A 16,609-nucleotide genomic window follows, 5' to 3' on the forward strand; every position below is an offset into this window, starting at 1 on the left:
GCGCAGCCCCCGGTGGCGCGGCGGGTCCGGCGTCAGGGCCTCGACGGCCGGCCGTCGCCGTAGAGCCAGACGTCCCACAGCGCGCCGAGGTCCTTGCCCGACATCCGCTCCACATACGCGGTGAAGTCCCGTGTGGAGGCGTTGCCGTGGCGGTGGGTCTCCGCCCAGCCGCGCAGAACGGAGAAGAACACGGTGTCGCCGACCGCCTCGCGGACCTTCTGCAGCGTCATCGCGCCGCGTTCGTACACCGGATCCCCGAGGAGCTGACTGGCCCCGGGTTGGTCGGCGGGCGGGAAGGCCCAGTTGTCGTCGGAGTCGAAGGCGTCCTCGAAGCTCGCCCGGACGGGAGTGTCCTCGAACTCCTCCAGGTAGAGCCACTCCGCGTACGTCGCGAAGCCCTCGCTCAGCCAGACGTCCCGCCAGGTCCTGGGGGTGACGGAGTCGCCGTACCACTGGTGGGCCAGCTCGTGCGCGAGCGTCGCGGGGTCGAACGAGTCCTCCGTGAAGACCGACCGGTTCTGCGTCTCCAGCGCGTAGTCCGCATCGCCCTCGCGTTCGACGATCACGCCGGTGGAGGAGAACGGATAGGGACCGAACTTGTTCACCGACCAGTTCGTGAGCTCGGGGACTCGGTCCAGCAACTCACGGACGCGCCCGGCGACGGTCCTGTCCGTGGCGCTGTACACGGGTATGCCGGCCGTCCCGGGCCGGGATCTGGTGATCTCGTACGCACCGACGCCGACGGTGGCGAGGTACGTGGCCATGGGCTGTGCGGAGTGCCAGGCGAACGTGGTGCCCTCGCCGTCGGCCGTGGGCCGCTGGGAGCGCAGGTCCCCGTTGGAGACGGCGGTCAGGCCGTCGGGGACGGTCACGGTGATGTCGTACGTCGCCTTGTCGCTGGGATGGTGGTTCCCCGGGAACCAGGTCATGGATCCCTGCGGCTGTCCGAGCGCGATCGCACCGTCCTCGGTTCGCAGCCAGCCCTCGCGGGTGCCCTCGGAGTCGATGAGCTCGCCCGGCGCGCCGTCGTAGCGGACGACGGCCCGGAAGACGTCGCCCCGGCGGATGTCGTGGGCGGGCCGGAGGGTCAGTTCGTCGCCGGCCCGGGTGTGGACGGCGGGCGTCCCGTCGACGGCGGCGGAGCGGACGGTCATCCCGTGGAGATCGAGATTGAAGGCGCTGAGGTCCTGGGTGGCGCGCGCGGTGATCTCGGCGGCGCCGGTGAGCCGGTGCGACCCCGGGTCGTAGTCGAGGGTGAGCGTGTAGTGCCGGACGTCGTATCCGCCGTTGCCCAGGGTGGGGAAATAGGGGTCCCGGGCGCCGGCGGCGCCCGGGCTGCCGTGGGTTCCGGAATGGTGTCCGGCCGCGCCGGTCACGGGCGCGCCGCCGAGGACGATCAGGGCGGCGGCCGGAGCGAGGCTGCGGAGACCGAGCCGCGGGTACACAAACGCCATGATAGGGGGCGAAAGTTCAACGTTCCACCGCAGGTTGCGGCAACGGCGGGAACCGAACGCGAGCCCACGAGCGCCGCCGTGGCCACCGGCGCGAGGCAGGGACGCAGGCGTCCACGCGTGCGGCGCACGCGCCCCGGCGCGGCGCCGGGGCGCGTACGGAACGGCCGGCCGCCGCCGAAGCGTCCCGGCCGTCCCGCGCCGGGCATGCCGCCGTGTCACGCCTCGTGTCCGCGCGGGCTCCCCTCGTACACCACCCGGTCCCCGTGCTCCCGGGGCGTGGGCGGTACGGATGACGAGCCGGCCGCAGGCGCGCAGGATGAGAAGGAGCGGCTCATCGGGCGCACGCGTACGCACGAACGCCCGGGTGCGCGCCGGAAGGAGGACTCACCCATGACACACCACAAGCCGAACCGAGCGGTCGAGGGCGACCCGGACCACGGCCACGGCAGGGGAATGCCCCGGCGGCCCGACGAGGACGCGCTCCAACAGCGCACGGCGCGCGACCGGGCGGAAGCGGGTCTGCCTGCCGGGCCGCCGGAGGACCCGGAGGCCGAGTACCGGGCAGCGCAGGACGAGGTCGACCGTGAGGCCGGCACGGGTGAGATCCCCACGGGTGAAGCCGCGAGGAAGGACCGTGATCCCTTCCCGCCCACCCGCTACGAACGCTGATCCCGAAGCCCGGCCGGTACGCCGGCGCGTTCACCGGACCGACTCCGGTCCCCGGGTGGCGAACGCGCGGAGCCTCCGGGGTTCGATCCGGCCGGCACCGCCGGGTGCGGCGGCCACGCCGGACCGGTTCGGCGAACGACGGCGGCCGCTGGAGCACGCGGTGCGGACGCTCCGCTACCGCTGAAGGAACGTCGGCGCCGCCGGGGCGGGACCCAGGGTCGTCGTGCCCGGCGACGCCCGATGGCCCAGACCCGTGCGGTACGCGTCCAGCGCGGCCTCGGTGCGGCCGGCCCGGCGCAGCAGGTCGCCGAGCAGCCGGCACAGATCGGCGAGGTCCCCACTCGCCCCACTGCGTTCGAGCAGCCCCAGGGCGAGGACGTAGTGCTCCTCGGCTGCATCGCCGTCGCCGCGTTCCTCCGCGATCAGTCCGAGCAGCCGGTGCGCTCCGCCCGCGTGCACCGCGCCGTGCCGGTCGCCCAGTTCGAGCAGCTCGGTGAGCAGCGCGGCAGCCTCGTCGAGCCGTCCGAGACGCCGCAGCACATCGGCCAGCTCGACCTCCACCTGTGCGGCGAACAAAACGGCCCGCTTGGCGGCCAGCATGTCCCGCGCGGTGCGCAGCTCCTGCTCCGCGAGGCCGAGTTCGCCGTTCTGCGCCTGGATGTAGCCTCGCATCCAGTGGCAGTGCGCCAGGTCCGTCCGCAGCCGCAACTGCCGGTAGATGGCCTGCGCCTTGGCTAGGGAGGCGTCGGCATCAGCCGTACGGCCCTCCGCGAGCAGGGTGCGGGCCACCTGCCGGTGCATCCCCGCGACCAGCGCCGGATCGTTCACCTGCGGGGCCAGGGCCAGGGCGAGCTCGGCGGCGTGGGCCGCGCGGGCGTGCGCGCCCATGTCGATGTACGGGCCGATGATGGCCGCGTACAGCAGGACCAGGGCCTCGGGATCGGCCAGACCGCTCCCGTTCAGTTCGTCGATCGTCGATTCGAGGAGGTAGCAGGCGTAGCGCAGCTCACCGGCGAGCAGATGCGCGACGGCGCGTCCCCGGACCGCGCGCGCCCGGCGGGGCAGCGGTTCGTCTCCCAGCAGGCGTTCCGCCGCCTCGAAGTGCCTTCCCGCGTTGTCAAGCTGCCCTGTCTCCAGCGCGCACTCGCCGAGCCCGAGCAGTGCTTCGGCCTGTTCGGCGGTGAGTTCCAGGTGCTCCGCGTCGGTGAGGAGCCGCCGGTAGCTCACGGCGGCGTCCTCCGCGGAGCCGGTGGTCAGTTCGCGCTGGGCGTCGGTGAGGGCGAGCCGGAGCTCGGTGGCGAGGTGGACGGGGCGTCCGGTGGACAGTTCCTCGAAGGACGTGCCGAGCCGATCCGCGAGGAAGCGGAGAGCTGCCTCGGACGGCCGGACCTTCCCGGCCTCGAGGGTGGAGATGTAGGCCGGCGTGTACGAGGGTTCGGCCAGCTGTCGCTGGGTCAGGCCGAGGCGCGCCCGCAGCCGCTGCACTCGGCGGCCGATCTCGGCCGGTTCGTCCATCGGACCCCCAGGGTTGCTCGAAGTCCCCATTATTCAGGGGCAGTAGACCATTGCGCAGCCTCCCTGCCCACGCCTAGTTTAAGTACTCTGTTAAATATGCTTGTTCGGGCACTTGATTTGCGTGCCGGGGGGAGGCTTCCATGTGCTCGGTATGGCGCAGGGGCATGGCGGTGGCCGGCGCCGCCGCCGTACTCACCGGGGTGCTGGCCGCTCCCGGGGCCGCCGCCGGTCCGGCGGGGTCCGCCGGACCGGCGGTCGAGGTGGAGATCCCGGGCCCTGAACACGGCGCCGCCGCCGGGTCGGGCCGCGCACGGGTCCCGCGGGGCGGTCGGGACCGGCCCTCCCCGAGGCTCTCGGCGGCGGAGAAGGCCGCGGACGGCACCGTCACGCGACTGCTGGACAACGGCTCCACCGGAGACCGGCTGGACGTCGTCGTCGTCGGCGACGGCTACACGGCCGCCGAACTCGACCGGTTCCGCGCCGACGCGAAGAAGATGTGGGCCGAACTGTCCGACGTCGAGCCCTACACGACGTACCAGGGCCTCTTCAACGTCTGGACGGTCGACGCCGTGTCGAACCAGTCTGGCGTCTCGGGCGACCCCGGACCCGATGCCGTACGGGACACGGCCCTCGGCTCCTACTTCTGGTGCGACGACATCGAACGGCTTCTGTGCGTCGACCAGGCCAAGGTCGATGGTTACGTGGCGAAGGTGCCGGAGGCCGACCTGGTGGTCGTGATCGCCAACAGCGCCAAGTACGGCGGCGCGGGATACAACGAGCCGAGCGAGACGCTGGGTTACGAGGGGATATCGACCGCCTCGGCGGGCAACCAGCAGTCCGGTCGGGTCGCCATCCACGAGACCGGCCACTCGCTGGGCAAGTTGGCCGACGAGTACTTCTACCCCGACTCCCCGGGGTTCGAGGAGTACACGGGCCCCGAGGTCCCCGATGCCAACCTCTCCGTGCTGACCGCAGGGGACATGGCAGGCCGGCGCGCCAAGTGGCACCGCTGGCTGGGGGAGCACTCGCCCGACGGCGGGACGGTGGGCACCTACGAGGGCGGAGGCTATTTCGCCAGGGGGCTGTACCGGCCCACCGACGACTCCCTGATGCGTTCCCTGGGCAAGCCGTTCAACCTCCCCGGCGTCGAGGCGATGATCGCCGGCTTCCACCGGCACGCGCGGCTCGTCACCGCCGTGACGCCCACCGAGCGGCTGCTTCGTCTGAGCGCCACGGCGCGGGTGTCCGTCCCGAGGCTCACGGGCGCCGGTGAACGCCCGCTGAGGACCCGCTGGTACCTGGACGGCCGGGAGCTGAAACCGCTCGCGGGGCGGACCCGGGTACGGGTGTCCGACCTGTTCCCGTGGCTGCTCGACCTGCGGACCCACAAACTGTCGGTCACCGTCGAGAACCCGACGGCCGCGGTGCGCGACCCGGAGATCGCGGGCACGCTGAGGTCCACGGTCGGCTGGGACGTCCGCCTCTGAACTGTTGCCTGGGCCGGGAAATCGGTCGCGCCACGCGAGACGGGCCGTTAACTTCACGCTGGACGTGATGAGTCACGAAGCGTGACCGCGAAGGGGGCCCTCGTCCACCCCATGGCGGAGATCGCGCTGCTGCGCGATCTGTGGCGAGCCCGTTTCATCGCCTCCGCGTAGGACAGGCCGGTTCGGCGTTTTCCGCTGTGCGCAGGGAACTTGCCACAGCGCGCATGCCCCCGAGCAGCCCGGGATCGGCCGCTCTACGCAGGAGTAGCATCACCGAGCGTGTCCACAGTCGAGTACCGGAGGGGCGTTCCATGCCAGATCAGTGCCCGATGGCGATAGACCCGGCGGGCCGGGACATCCACGGCGAAGGCTCTCGGATGCGTGAGCGAGGGCCGGTGGCGCGGGTCGAACTCCCTGGCGCCGTGGGAGCGTTCGCGGTCAGCAGTCCCGCACTCCTCAAGCGGCTGCTCACCGACGCGCGGGTGTCCAAGGATCCGCGCCGGCACTGGCCGCGCTGGATCAACGGAGAGATCTCCCCGGACTGGCCGCTGTTCACCTGGGTCGCCGTGCAGAACATGTTCACGGCCTACGGCGGTGAGCACAGGCGCCTGCGGACCCTGATCTCCAGCGCCTTCACCGCGCGGCGCACGGCCGCGCTGCGACCGCGCATCGAGGAGATCACCGGCAAGCTGCTGGACCGTGTCGCCGAGGTCGGGAGGCACGGCGAGGTGGTCGATCTGCGCGAGGAGTTCTGCTACCCGCTGCCGATCCAGGTGATCAGTGAGCTGTTCGGTCTGCCCCGCGACAAGGCCGTGGACCTGCGAGAGGTCGTGGACAGTCTCTTCCACACCTCCGCGGAGCCCGACGAGGTCACCGCCAACCACGCGCGTCTCTACGCTGTGATGGGGGAACTCGTCGAGGCCAAGCGGGAGTCGCCCGGTGACGACCTGACCACCAACCTCCTCGCTGCCCGAGACGACGTGAGCAGCGCCGGGCTCAGTGAGCAGGAACTGCTCGACACCCTGGTGCTCATGATCGGTGCGGGTCACGAGACCACGGTCAACCTCATCGACAACGCCGTGCACGCCCTGCTGACCCACCCCGAGCAGCTCGCGCACATCCGCGAGGGCCGGGCCACGTGGGACGACGCCGTCGAAGAGACCCTGCGTGCGGACGCGCCGGTGGCCAGTCTGCCGTTGCGGTACGCCGTGGAGGACATCGAGCTCGGTGAACTCGGAGGCCCGGAAGGGACGGTGATCCGCGCGGGAGAGGCCATCCTCGCCGCCTACGCGGCTGCGGGGCGCGATCCCGAGCGGTACGGGAAAGACGCCGATCGTTTCGACGTCACCCGCGTCGACAAGGATCACCTGGCCTTCGGGTACGGGGTGCACCACTGCCTCGGCGCCCCGCTGGCCCGCCTGGAGGCCCGCATCGCACTTCCCGCGCTGTTCGGACGCTTCCCCGGGCTCACTCTCGCCGTGCCCTCGGAGGAACTGCTGCCCGTGGAGTCGTTCATCTCCAACGGCCACCGGTCCCTGCCCGTATGCCTGACCTGATCACTCTCCCCGCCACCAGGCCAGCAGCCGGGCCCAGCGGCTCTTGGGCGCAGTGGCCACCGGCGTACTCCGGCGCCCTCCGGGCGGCGCGGAGGCGTGCCTGCCCGGCCCCGTGGACCCGCCGTCACCCGCAGGCCGCTCATCCTCTTCGGAGCGGGTGACGGCGACGGGCTGGAAACGCACGGGCAGAGCGGCGAGCGCGCGGTGGAAGGGGCCCTGCCGCCACTCGAGATCCCCGACCGGCACGGCGAGTTCCATGTCGGGCAGCCGGTCGAGGAGCTTCTCGATGGCCACGGCGGCGATCAGCCGGGCCGCGCCCTGTGCGGGACAGGAATGCGGGCCGGCGCTCCACGCCAGGTGGGCGCGGTTGCCGGTGCGCTGATCGACCACCAGGGCAGGGTCCGTGTTCGCGGCGGCGAAGCTGATGACGACAGGGTGGCCCTCCTTGAGCAGCGTCCCTTCGTACACGACGTCGTGCACAGGGAAGTGGACGCCGTAGTTCGCCATGGGAGGGTCGGTCCACAGCACTTCGTCGAGGGCGTCCTCCACGGGCAGGCTGCCGCCCGACAGGCTGCCCGCGAACCGGTCGTCCGACAGCAGCAGGCGCAGGCTGTTCGCGATCAGGTTCTGCTCGGGCTCGGTGCCGGCGCCCATGAGCAGGACCAGGGTGTGGACGAGTTCCTCGTCCGTCAGCCGCGCGGGATGGGCGATGAGCCGGGAGGTCACGTCCTTCCCCGGAGTCTCGCGTTTGAGCGCGATCAGGTCGCCGACGGTTCGGGTGAGGAGCTCGTTCGCCTTCTCGGCGTCGACGAGTTCGAAGATGCCGGCCATTCCCTCGACGAGCCGGTCGCCGTACTCGGGTGGGCAGCCGAAGAGCTGGTTGAGCACCAGAAGCGGCAGGGGCCGGGCGTACGCGCCGAGCAGATCCGCCTCCCCGTCCAGGGCGATTCGGTCGATGAGCGTATCGGCGCTCTGCCCGACGTAGCCGCGCAGGGCGCTGGGCTCCACGCCGCCCAGGCTGTCCGTTATCGCCTCGCGCAGCCGCCGGTGTTCCGGTCCGTCGGTCAGCAGGGCGTTCGGCCGGTAGGCCATCATCGGCGCGACGGGGCTGTCCGCGGGCACGGTGCCGTCGGCCATGTCGCGCCAGCGGCGGGAGTCCTTCGAGAACGTCTCGGGACTGCGCAGCACGTGGAGTGCGGCGTCGTAGCCGGTGACGAGGGTGGCTCGCACCCCGGGTGACAGCTCGACCGGGGCGGCCGGTCCGGCCTGCCGCATACGCCGGTAGGCGGCGGCCGGATCCGCTGCGAAGCCGGGCCCGTACAGCAGTTCGTGGCGGGGGCAGCCGGACTCGGGGTCGGGCGCCGATTCAGGGGTCATGCGTGCTCCAGTTCGCTCGTGCGGGTCAGCAGGTGCTCGACGAGGGAGACCAGTGCCCGGGTCGAGGAATCGCGGTCGCGGGCGTCACAGCGGACGAGGGGGGTTTCCGGCAGCAGATCGAGGGCCTCGCGCACCTCGCTCAGCGTGTGCCGGGGTGCACCGTCGAACTCGTTGAGGGCGACTGCGTAGGGCAGGCCGAGTTCCTCCAGGACGCCCATGACGTCGAAGGAATGCTGAAGGCGGCGGGTGTCTGCCAGGACGAGTGCCCCGAGTGCGCCCCGGGTCATGTCACGCCAGAGCTCGGTGAACCGCTGCTGCCCGGGGGTGCCGAAGAGATACAGCACAAGAGAGTCGCTGAGCGTGAGGCGGCCGAAGTCGAGGGCCACCGTGGTGGTCGTCTTGTCATGCGTGCCCGCGAGGTCGTCGACCAGGGCGCCTGCCTCGGTCATCACCTCCTCGGTGCGCAGCGGGCGGATTTCGGACAACGTTCCCACGAAGGTGGTCTTACCGACCGCGAAGTGGCCGACCACCAGGATCTTGACCGCGGTCTGCACGCCCGGTCGGAGGTAGACGTCTTCGGACTCAGAGGCGGGCGCGGAGCCCATCGAGCACCTCCTGCAGGATTCGGGCATCGGACGGCAGGGCGGCCGGGACCGGCGCGAGGGTGACGATGTGTCCGCTGTCCAGGAGGTCGGCCACCAGGACCTTCGTGACGCTGACCGGCAGCGAGAGATGCCCGGCCACCTCCGCCACCGACAGCGCCCCCGGTCTGCAGAGTTCCGCGATACGTCGCTTCTCGGGCCCCAGACCGGCGAGGGACGGCCCCACGGAGGTGATCAGGAGGGTGACGAGGTCAAGGGTGCCGCGGCTCGGGTGAGCACGGCCCTCCGTGACCACGTAGGGCCGTACCAGCCTTCCGCCGGGGCGGCTCCTGGGGGGAGTCATGCCCGGATGCCGGTTCCATGCCGCGCCGGACTGGTCATCTCCTTGCCGAGCCGGTCGACCAGTTTGTGCATGCGGTACGTGACCGCCTCCATGTCCACGTTCTCCGTCGTGGAGACCGCGAGGTAGGCACCCTCGCCGGCGGCGACGAGGAACACGTAGCCGTGGGCGAACTCGATGAGGGTCTGCCGCCAGGGGCTGTCGTCGTGACCGCAGAACTCGGCCGTACTGCGGCTGATGGACTGCAGACCGGAGAGCCCGGCCGCCAGCCGCTCGGCATCGTCCCTGCCGATGTCCGCGGAGTGGGCCCGGAGCATGCCGTCCGCCGAGAGCAGGATCGCGTGCAGGGCCTCGGGCACCTTCAGGACCTCATCGAGCATCCAGCCCACATCGCTGTTCCTGGGCTCGATCATCCTCGGTTGTTCCCTTCGTCTTCGTGGAGCGCGGCCTCGGTGGCACGGCCGTGCAGAGTGCCGCGTGCGAACGCACCGATCCGCCTGGCGGTTTCCTCGGCGGACCTGGTGTCGGGCTCCTCGGCGGGGCCCGGCGCCTGCTGTGCCGTCGCCGGATGCTGCGCGGCGCGGCGGCGTCGCTTCGGCAGTCCCCCCGCGGTTGTCGCCGTGGGGGCCGCCGTCTCGGCCGACCAGGCCGGACCGGACGCGCCGCGGGCCGCGGCCACGGGCGCGGCGGAAGGCCCGTCGGAGGTCTCCGGACGCGTGAGCAGGACGCTCGGGAGGAACACGACCGCTCGTACGCCACCGTACGGGGACTGGGTGTCCACGTGGACGCTAAACCCGTATCGACGGGCGAGGACCCCGATGACCGCGAAGCCGAACTGCGGAGGGTCCTCGAGCCGGGTGACGTCCACCGTGCGCCTGCCGGACAGCAGCACCGAGGCCTTCTCGGATGCCTGCGCGTCCATTCCGACTCCCGCGTCGTCGATCACGACGCAGGCGCCGTTGTGCACTGCCTGGATGCCCACCTCCACCTGGGTGGTGGGTTGCGAGTGGCGCGCCGCGTTGTCCAGCAGCTCGGCGACGGCCAGGACCACGGGCTCCACGGCCCGGCTCTCGACAGCGATGTCGACCTCGCCGCGGATACGGATCCGCCGGTAGTCACGGATCCGCGACGTGGCTCCGCGTACCACCTCGACCAGCCCGGACGCCGTCCGCTGCCGCCCCGGCCAGGATCCGCACAGCACGGCGATGGCCTGGGCGCGGCGGCCGAACTGGGCGTTCGCGTGGTCGACTTCCAGAAGGTCCCGCAGGACGTCGGGGTGGTCGTGGCGGTCCTGCATCTCCGAGATGGCCACCTGCTGTTCGCTGGCCAGGGCCTGGATCGAGCGCATCGAGGACTTCAGTGCCGCCTTCGCCGACCGGTCGGCCCGGGCCTGTGCGTTCTCCACGGCCTCGGCGAACCGTTCGAGCACGCCGTCCAGGCACTTCGCGAAGTCCGTCTCGGCCAGCCGGCTGTCGAGGAGTCCGGCGGCGGGCACGGACTGGCCCGCCGACTCCTCCAGGGCCGGCAGTCGTACGGTGATCAGGTGGCGGAGCTCCTCTTCCCGGGTTCGCAGGCCGTCCGCCAGCTCCTCGTTCCGTTTCCTCCACCGCGCGCTGATCCCGCGCTGCCGCACCAGGAGCACGGCGAGTGCGAGCAGGCCGAGGGCCAGGCACCACACCACCGCATCCGGTATCTGTTCAGTCATGAAGTCCTCAAGACGGCTTGAACCCTGCGGGAGCGCCTGACGTTAGTTCCGGTCGGACGCGTGTACTACTTCTCACGCGCAGAGAACTTGTCGTCAGACGCATTGGGCCTGAAAGGCCCCGGGGCGGGCGGTGGACTGCCCCGGTGTACCCGGGTGGCGCCACGACGGGTACACAATCCGGCCGACTGCACTACGATGCCCGCGCGGATGGCCGCTGGAACCGCCGGATCGGCCGGCGGTGCGGACAAGGACGCGTGACGGCGGAGGGGCGCTTTGCGTGGCGGAACGTACACCGTGGTCGAACAGACAACGGCCGACGTCGAGCCGCGGGAACGGGCCGACTCGTGGAGCGAGCAGGTCGACTTCCACCACACCCGGCTGGACTTCAGGTACGCCCGCCCGGACAGCTTCAGCGGCGAGATGACCAGCCAGCGCAGCGACACCTACGACCTCATCACCTGGCGAAGTGATCGGGTCGAGTACGAGAGAACGCCCCGGCTGGTGCGCCAGGCGCCCGCTCCGGACTACCGGTTCGTGTTCCCGCTCGAGGGCGAGCTGACGCTTCGGCAGGACGGCCGGCAGGTCCGGCTGACCCCGGGCCGCGGAAGACTGATGACGTTGGACGCCCCCTTCGAGTTGCTGCACGACTCGACGCTGAGGGGCGTCATCCTGTCCATACCCGCCTGCGAGATCGAGGGTCCGCTCAACCGGAAGGCCCCCCTGGACACCGGAGTCGACTTGTCCACGGGGCTGGGACGTGTCCTGCACGGCATGGTGGTCGGCCTGCACGACGAGCGCACCCGTCTCGACGCCACGCAGTTCGACGCCGTCACGGACCGTGCGGTCGAGTTGTTGTGCATGCTCGCCGCAGGTGACGACCGCCCGGACGCTCCGGATCATCTGGCCGAGGTCGAGGCGGTCGTCCGCCGTTACGCACGGGGCCATGCCGCCGATCCGGGACTCACCGGTACTTCCATGGCGCGCGCGCTCGGCTGGTCGCTGCGCCAAGTCCAACTCGCACTGCAGCGAGCCGGGACCACGCCGCGCGAGCTGATCCGTGAGGAACGCCTGCGGGTGGTCCGTGATCGTCTCCAATGTGCCGAGTACGCGCACATGACGATCAGTGAACTGGCATGCGCCATGGGTTTCTCCTCCGCGAGTGCCCTGAGTACCGCCTTCCGCCAGCGCTTCGGGACCAGTCCGCGGGAGCTGCGTCGCCGCCACCACCACGTGTGATCCGTACCCGCCCGCCCCTCCGCAGCCGTTGCCCCTCGGGCGCCGAGTTTGCCGCCCGGACCAAAAAACATGTGCAGTTACCTTGCGGTAACTAATGATGTTGTGTCAGATTCCCCGATGCCACCGGCCGGTGTCCCCCACCTCCAAGCCATGCCCGAGGTCCCATGCGGACCAGTCATGGCCAGACATCGGAGTCAGACATGAGACGCACCGCAATGCTCGTCGCAGCCACCGCTGCGGTTCTGGCGCCCCTCGTCGCCGTGCCTCCCGCACACGCGGCGACGCGCAACCCGGTCCTGTTCGTGCACGGCCTCAGCAGTTCGGCCAGCACCTGGAACGACTGGGTCGGCAAGTTCAAGGCGGACGGGTACGCGGCATCGGAGCTGCACACCTGGTCCTACGACTGGAAGAAGTCCAACAAGACCACGGCGTCGCAGCTGGCGGTGAAGGTGCAGCAGGTGCTCGCCGCCACAGGTGCCAAGAAGGTCGACATCGTCGTCCACTCGATGGGTGCGCTGAACTCGCGCTGGTACCTCAAGTACTACGGCGGAACCTCGTACGTCGACGACTTCGTCTCGGTCGCCGGAGTGAACCACGGGACGGACGTCAGCCTGTTCTGCTCCTTCTACACCTCGTGCAGGGAAATGGTCATCGGGAGCAGCTTCCTGAAGAGCCTCAACGCCGGCGACGAAACCCCGGGTGCCGTCAACTACGCCACCCTCTGGTCCACATGCGACGCCGCCATCAACCCGGACGAGTCCGCGAAACTGAGCGGCGCGACCAACACGTCGGTGGGATGCAAGTCCCACAACAGCATGAACGACGACCACGGGAACTACACGAAGGTGCGGGACTTCATAGCCTGACCGGCCAGGTCCGGCCCCGCGCCTCGGCGGGGCCGGACCCGTCCGTCGGAACGGTTCAGCGCGCCGGGCCGAGGCGGACGTCGTCCACCGCCCAGTACCAGTCGTTGCCTCCGCGGTAGCGGAAGCCCACCTGGATGTCGGTGGCGCCCGCGGGCACGTCGATGCGAATCGATTCGCCGGAGGCCAGAGCAGTACGCGTATGGCTCCGGACCGTCGTCCAGGGCCCCCCGTTGAAGGAGACCCGGACCTCGGCCCGCTGGCCGAACCAGTGGCGGTAGTGCGACCGGTAGCTCAGGGTGACCGCTGAACCGCCGGTCGTGGCCCAACGAGGGCTGATGAGAGTGGAGTCGAAGGAGCCTTTCGTTGACCGGTCGGACCACTCGTCGGAATCGGCGACGGCGAAGACGTCGCGGGAGCGGACGTTCGTCTCCCGGTACTGGCCCCACTGCGTCTGTGACCAGAACTCGTCCGTGGCGAACGTCCATCCGCGCCATTCCGCCACGCCACCCCCGCCCATCGCCGAGTTGTCGACACGCCAGCCGTCGGGGGGAGTGTGGGTGAACCCGAGCGTCCCCGCCGGAACACCGGACTCGTCGACGCGGGTGCGCAACAGGGGACGCACGGTGTCGAACGCGTCCTCGCCCGTTGTGTCCAGGGGCCGTCCGTCGAGGCCGTCGACCGCCACGCCGACGTGCGAGAGTGCCGTGGCGGCGACGTCGACCTGCCGTACGTCGTGCCGCACCGAGCCCGGGGCGATGCCAGGGCCCGTGGCGATGACGAAGGTGCCTCGCTCCTTGATGGTGAATCCGCCGTGACCGCCCTTGTCGGTGTGACCGTGATCCGTGGTGACCAGGATCTGCCAGTTCTCCTCGTGGTACTTCGGCCGTGTGGTGACGGCGCCCAGCAGCATCCCGACGTTCCGGTCGGTCCTCGCTATGGCGTCCAGGTACTGCGTGCTGGCGGCACCGTGGCCGTGGCCCGCCGAGTCGATCTCACCGAAGTAGACGAAAGCGGCGTCGGGATCGCCCCTGTGCAACTCCTCGGCCGCTGCGACGGCGACCCTGCCGTCCTCGGTGCGGTTGCCGTTGGTCGAGCCGTCGAGGCTCAGCCGCTTGTCGACGGCGGAGGAGAACACGGGGCCGCCCTTGCGCGACGAAGCCAGAGGTTCCCAGCCCGCAGCGGCATAGGTGGCGAGGGCGGGACGGGAGCGCTCGATGCGGGTCAGGAAGTCCGGGTGGCTGTCGAAGTCCGCGAGGAGGAAGAGGTTGCCCCACACCTTGTGCTTGTCCGGCCACACGCCCGTGGCGACCGTGGACCAGCCGGGGCCGGAGGACGTGAGGGCCATGGGCACGGTGGGAAGGGTGCTCGGGGCGGTCATCCCCTGTGCCATGAGGGAATGGAGGTTCGGAGCGTCGGCGGCCTTGACGCGGTCGAGGTTCGCCCCGTCCAGGCCGATCACCAGAACCCTCCCGGTGGCGGCCGCGGGCACGGTGGCACTGCCCACCGCGGCGTCGGCCCGGGGCGCGGGGACGGCGACCGCGGTCGCCCCGACGAGCACCGCGGTGACCCATGCCACGGTGCTGAACCGTCGGGTGCGGGTGGGTCTGAGTAAGGGCTTCACACGTACCTCCTGGATGACGTCGAGTGGTCCGGCCCGTCCGGGGCGGCGGTCGGTGCCCCGGCGGGGTTCGTGGCCGGCGGCTTTCCGCCGGGGTCTCCCCGGTCAGCTGATGAGCAGCCCGATGCCTCCGAGCGTGTACACGATCATCAGCACCAGGAGGGGGACCTCTCCCGCCAGGGCCCTCTCCGGAGGGTGGACGCGTACCGATCTGTCATGTGCCGCGACGACGCCCAGGACATGTCCGGTGACCACGGACGTCACCTGCAGCGTGGCAAGGCCCTCGGGGCTGAACGGAGGTTCCGGCCCGGGCGGGCCGGCCGCCTCGGAACCCATCGCGGTCAGTACGGTGCGCGGACCCTCGGTGGCGAGGAGTGAGCTGTAGTGGGCGACCAGATAGCCGATGGCGATCGGCAGCAGCGAGTGGGCGAACGTGGTGAGCGGTCGGCGCACGGGCCCGGCCATGAGGCGGGCCGCACCGGCACCGACGACGTAGAGGGCGGCGATGGCGGCCGTGCCGCCCAGAAGCCCGAGCGTGGCCGTGGCGGTACGGCCCAGTGGCGACGTCTGCAGTGTGGTGATCCATGACGGTGTGTCGGACGCGCCGTCGTAGGCGGTGCTGCCGAGCAGCACGCACATGACGGCCACGAGCCCCGGTGCCGGGGGAGTGCCGTCGAGACCGTGCAGCGGGCTCCGCACGACGAGCTGCCCGTCCGCGCGACGGCCGATCGGGGCCAGCCGCGCGAGGAGTCCGGAGTAGGCCTCGAACGCGTCGCACCGGTCGAACCAGTCGCTGCCGAAGACCACGGCGCCTGCGAGATGCACGGACGCGTAAGCGAGCAGAAACGTGAGCAGGGCGGTGGCCGAGGCCGGGGCGGGAGAAGCGAGTTCGAGCCAGGTGAAAGCGAGCAGCCCGGCTGCCGCGGGCCAGTAGCCGAGTCGCTGCGGGAGTCGGCGGAACGGCTCCGCCGGAGAGCGGTGAACCACCCGGCAGCCCAGTGCGTGCAGTGTGCGCAGTGGGTTGAGGAGCCGCCACACGGGGCCGAGCAGGAGCGAGGCGGGGACCAGGCCCACCCAGAACAGGACGTAGACCGTGCCGGGGGCCGGATTGCGTTCGGGGTCGTCCGGGCCGAGCAGAAGATGAAGGAGGACCGTGGCGGTGGCGGCGAGCCCCACTACGCGCAGCCCGGCCCGGAGGGCGGGTGCCCTCGCCCAGCGCTGCACGCGGGCCGGCAGGGGACGGCCGGCGCGGTCGCCCCGGAAACGCGAGCGGGGCCAGAGGAGTCCCAGTGCGAGGAAGGAGACGAGCAGGGCGGCGAACGCTCCCGCATAGGCGTGGAAGGCGGGAATCGGCAGGTCGTGCCCGGCGCCGACGCCGTGGGCGAGGCCGGTCCAACTGCTCATCGGACGGCCAGCTGCGTCAGCACCAGACCGGACCGGTGCATCTCCACCTCGAACAGCCCCGAACGGTCCAGGGCGACCCGGAGTGTGGTGGTGCGGCCGGCCTCGACCTCCGCGGTGCGGTTCACGCCGTGCACGTGCAGTTCGTCGTCCGTGTCGCTGGTGACACGGATGGCGAGCAGGTCGCCCCGTCTCAGCTCGATCCGGCCCGGATCCGGTCTGACGACGCCCGCGGTGATGGTGAAGTCCGCCGTTCTGTCGGGCTGTTCCCCTACCGGACGGTCGTCGGGAGGGGGCCCGGGCAGGGGTGCGGTGGCCTGCACGGGGACCCCGCCGACGGCCCACGCCGTGTGGTCGTCCGCGTACAGCCGGACGGAGAGCGCCTTGGTGCCGGGAGGTACGTCGTCGGCGGACAGATGATGCCAGCGGCCGTACGCGCGTGCGACCTTCTTGCCGTCCGCGAAGAGGTGGGCGTGTCCGCTGCCCAGGACGGCCGCACCACCCACGCTGTCGGGGCTGAAGCGGAAGCGCCCGGCGTCGATGCGGACGTTCCATCCGTCGTCCGCGTCCGCCCGGACGGTCAGGGAGACGGTCGGAGCGTTCGCGGCGGGCACCTGCCGAAGCCGCTCGTGGTGGCCCGTGCCCGGGGTGCCCAGAAGCGTTCCGGCGCCGTCCCCGGCGACATCGTGGCTCGTTCCGGGGCCGTGGTGGGTGGTCGGCCGCTCCGTACAGGCCGATCCCAGGGCGAGGGTCGCGGCCGCCGCCCAGATCACCGCGGCCGTT

At 71.1% G+C, this 16,609-nt stretch carries 15 protein-coding genes; 5 read left to right on the top strand and 10 right to left on the bottom strand.

All coding sequences use genetic code 11. The features are described from left to right. Window positions 1-32: 32 nt before the first annotated feature. Window positions 33-1,454 carry a M1 family metallopeptidase gene (locus QMZ92_RS04485; protein ID WP_283295919.1) on the bottom strand — a complete coding sequence of 474 codons (1,422 nt, stop codon included), beginning with the start codon at window positions 1,452-1,454 and terminating at the stop codon, window positions 33-35. 390 nt (window positions 1,455-1,844) lie between these two features. Between QMZ92_RS04485 and QMZ92_RS04490 the strand changes: the two genes are divergently transcribed. Next, the gene (locus QMZ92_RS04490) at window positions 1,845-2,123 is read left to right on the top strand and encodes a hypothetical protein (protein WP_283295920.1); all 279 of its coding nucleotides are present in this window, start codon (window positions 1,845-1,847) and stop codon (window positions 2,121-2,123) included. 174 nt (window positions 2,124-2,297) lie between these two features. On the opposite strand, the gene QMZ92_RS04495 is transcribed toward QMZ92_RS04490, so the two are convergent. Beyond that, window positions 2,298-3,638, bottom strand: coding sequence for a helix-turn-helix domain-containing protein (locus QMZ92_RS04495; protein WP_283295921.1), 1,341 nt, complete (start codon window positions 3,636-3,638; stop codon window positions 2,298-2,300). Window positions 3,639-3,778: 140 nt separating this feature from the next. Here QMZ92_RS04495 and QMZ92_RS04500 point away from each other — a divergent pair, with 140 nt between their 5' ends. Together QMZ92_RS04500 and QMZ92_RS04505 are read left to right on the top strand one after the other, a co-directional pair. Further along, the gene (locus QMZ92_RS04500) at window positions 3,779-5,125 is read left to right on the top strand and encodes a M64 family metallopeptidase (protein WP_283295922.1); all 1,347 of its coding nucleotides are present in this window, start codon (window positions 3,779-3,781) and stop codon (window positions 5,123-5,125) included. Window positions 5,126-5,436: 311 nt separating this feature from the next. After that, window positions 5,437-6,681, top strand: a complete 1,245-nt coding sequence (locus tag QMZ92_RS04505) for a cytochrome P450 family protein (RefSeq protein WP_283295923.1) — start codon at window positions 5,437-5,439, stop codon at window positions 6,679-6,681. Here QMZ92_RS04505 and QMZ92_RS04510 read toward each other — a convergent pair whose 3' ends face one another. From QMZ92_RS04510 to QMZ92_RS04530, 5 genes are read right to left on the bottom strand one after another with little or no spacing between them, the layout of a single operon-like run. Then, window positions 6,682-8,058 carry a cytochrome P450 gene (locus QMZ92_RS04510; RefSeq protein WP_283295924.1) on the bottom strand — a complete coding sequence of 459 codons (1,377 nt, stop codon included), beginning with the start codon at window positions 8,056-8,058 and terminating at the stop codon, window positions 6,682-6,684. Next, on the bottom strand, window positions 8,055-8,663 hold the full coding sequence (locus QMZ92_RS04515; protein ID WP_283295925.1) for a GTP-binding protein: 609 nt from the start codon (window positions 8,661-8,663) through the stop codon (window positions 8,055-8,057). Before QMZ92_RS04515 ends, QMZ92_RS04510 begins: the two co-directional genes overlap by 4 nt. Next, the gene (locus tag QMZ92_RS04520) at window positions 8,641-9,003 is read right to left on the bottom strand and encodes a DUF742 domain-containing protein (protein WP_283295926.1); all 363 of its coding nucleotides are present in this window, start codon (window positions 9,001-9,003) and stop codon (window positions 8,641-8,643) included. The genes QMZ92_RS04515 and QMZ92_RS04520 overlap by 23 nt, the downstream gene beginning before the upstream one ends. Further along, entirely contained in the window at window positions 9,000-9,413 is a 414-nt protein-coding gene (locus tag QMZ92_RS04525; RefSeq protein ID WP_283295927.1) for a roadblock/LC7 domain-containing protein, read from the bottom strand. Before QMZ92_RS04525 ends, QMZ92_RS04520 begins: the two co-directional genes overlap by 4 nt. Beyond that, on the bottom strand, window positions 9,410-10,705 hold the full coding sequence (locus tag QMZ92_RS04530) for an ATP-binding protein (RefSeq protein WP_283295928.1): 1,296 nt from the start codon (window positions 10,703-10,705) through the stop codon (window positions 9,410-9,412). The genes QMZ92_RS04525 and QMZ92_RS04530 overlap by 4 nt, the downstream gene beginning before the upstream one ends. Window positions 10,706-10,999: 294 nt before the next feature. On the opposite strand from QMZ92_RS04530, the gene QMZ92_RS04535 reads away from it, so the two are divergent. Together QMZ92_RS04535 and QMZ92_RS04540 are read left to right on the top strand one after the other, a co-directional pair. Next, entirely contained in the window at window positions 11,000-11,941 is a 942-nt protein-coding gene (locus QMZ92_RS04535) for an AraC-like ligand-binding domain-containing protein (protein ID WP_283295929.1), read from the top strand. Window positions 11,942-12,141: 200 nt separating this feature from the next. Further along, entirely contained in the window at window positions 12,142-12,807 is a 666-nt protein-coding gene (locus QMZ92_RS04540) for an esterase/lipase family protein (RefSeq protein ID WP_283295930.1), read from the top strand. A gap of 55 nt (window positions 12,808-12,862) precedes the next feature. Here QMZ92_RS04540 and QMZ92_RS04545 read toward each other — a convergent pair whose 3' ends face one another. The 3 genes from QMZ92_RS04545 to QMZ92_RS04555 form a co-directional block, all read right to left on the bottom strand. Next, on the bottom strand, window positions 12,863-14,428 hold the full coding sequence (locus QMZ92_RS04545; RefSeq protein WP_283295931.1) for an alkaline phosphatase family protein: 1,566 nt from the start codon (window positions 14,426-14,428) through the stop codon (window positions 12,863-12,865). A 102-nt stretch (window positions 14,429-14,530) separates the two neighbouring features. Beyond that, window positions 14,531-15,829: a hypothetical protein gene (locus QMZ92_RS04550; RefSeq protein WP_283295932.1), complete on the bottom strand. Its 1,299-nt coding sequence runs from the start codon at window positions 15,827-15,829 to the stop codon at window positions 14,531-14,533. Further along, window positions 15,826-16,599 carry a hypothetical protein gene (locus QMZ92_RS04555; RefSeq protein ID WP_349307704.1) on the bottom strand — a complete coding sequence of 258 codons (774 nt, stop codon included), beginning with the start codon at window positions 16,597-16,599 and terminating at the stop codon, window positions 15,826-15,828. The genes QMZ92_RS04550 and QMZ92_RS04555 overlap by 4 nt, the downstream gene beginning before the upstream one ends. Between the last annotated feature and the right edge of the window lie 10 nt (window positions 16,600-16,609).

Origin of the sequence: Streptomyces sp. HNM0645 (genome assembly GCF_030056615.1) — a bacterium.
Taxonomy (GTDB): domain Bacteria; phylum Actinomycetota; class Actinomycetes; order Streptomycetales; family Streptomycetaceae; genus Streptomyces; species Streptomyces marianii.

Excerpts from the sequence above, each read along its gene's own strand:
- QMZ92_RS04485 (WP_283295919.1), bottom strand. The coding sequence starts at position 1,454 with ATGGCGTTTGTGTACCCGCGGCTCGGTCTCCGCAGCCTCGCTCCGGCC.
- QMZ92_RS04490 (WP_283295920.1), top strand. The coding sequence starts at position 1,845 with ATGACACACCACAAGCCGAACCGAGCGGTCGAGGGCGACCCGGACCAC.
- QMZ92_RS04495 (WP_283295921.1), bottom strand. The coding sequence starts at position 3,638 with ATGGACGAACCGGCCGAGATCGGCCGCCGAGTGCAGCGGCTGCGGGCG.
- QMZ92_RS04500 (WP_283295922.1), top strand. The coding sequence starts at position 3,779 with ATGTGCTCGGTATGGCGCAGGGGCATGGCGGTGGCCGGCGCCGCCGCC.
- QMZ92_RS04505 (WP_283295923.1), top strand. The coding sequence starts at position 5,437 with ATGCCAGATCAGTGCCCGATGGCGATAGACCCGGCGGGCCGGGACATC.
- QMZ92_RS04510 (WP_283295924.1), bottom strand. The coding sequence starts at position 8,058 with ATGACCCCTGAATCGGCGCCCGACCCCGAGTCCGGCTGCCCCCGCCAC.
- QMZ92_RS04515 (WP_283295925.1), bottom strand. The coding sequence starts at position 8,663 with ATGGGCTCCGCGCCCGCCTCTGAGTCCGAAGACGTCTACCTCCGACCG.
- QMZ92_RS04520 (WP_283295926.1), bottom strand. The coding sequence starts at position 9,003 with ATGACTCCCCCCAGGAGCCGCCCCGGCGGAAGGCTGGTACGGCCCTAC.
- QMZ92_RS04525 (WP_283295927.1), bottom strand. The coding sequence starts at position 9,413 with ATGATCGAGCCCAGGAACAGCGATGTGGGCTGGATGCTCGATGAGGTC.
- QMZ92_RS04530 (WP_283295928.1), bottom strand. The coding sequence starts at position 10,705 with ATGACTGAACAGATACCGGATGCGGTGGTGTGGTGCCTGGCCCTCGGC.
- QMZ92_RS04540 (WP_283295930.1), top strand. The coding sequence starts at position 12,142 with ATGAGACGCACCGCAATGCTCGTCGCAGCCACCGCTGCGGTTCTGGCG.
- QMZ92_RS04550 (WP_283295932.1), bottom strand. The coding sequence starts at position 15,829 with ATGAGCAGTTGGACCGGCCTCGCCCACGGCGTCGGCGCCGGGCACGAC.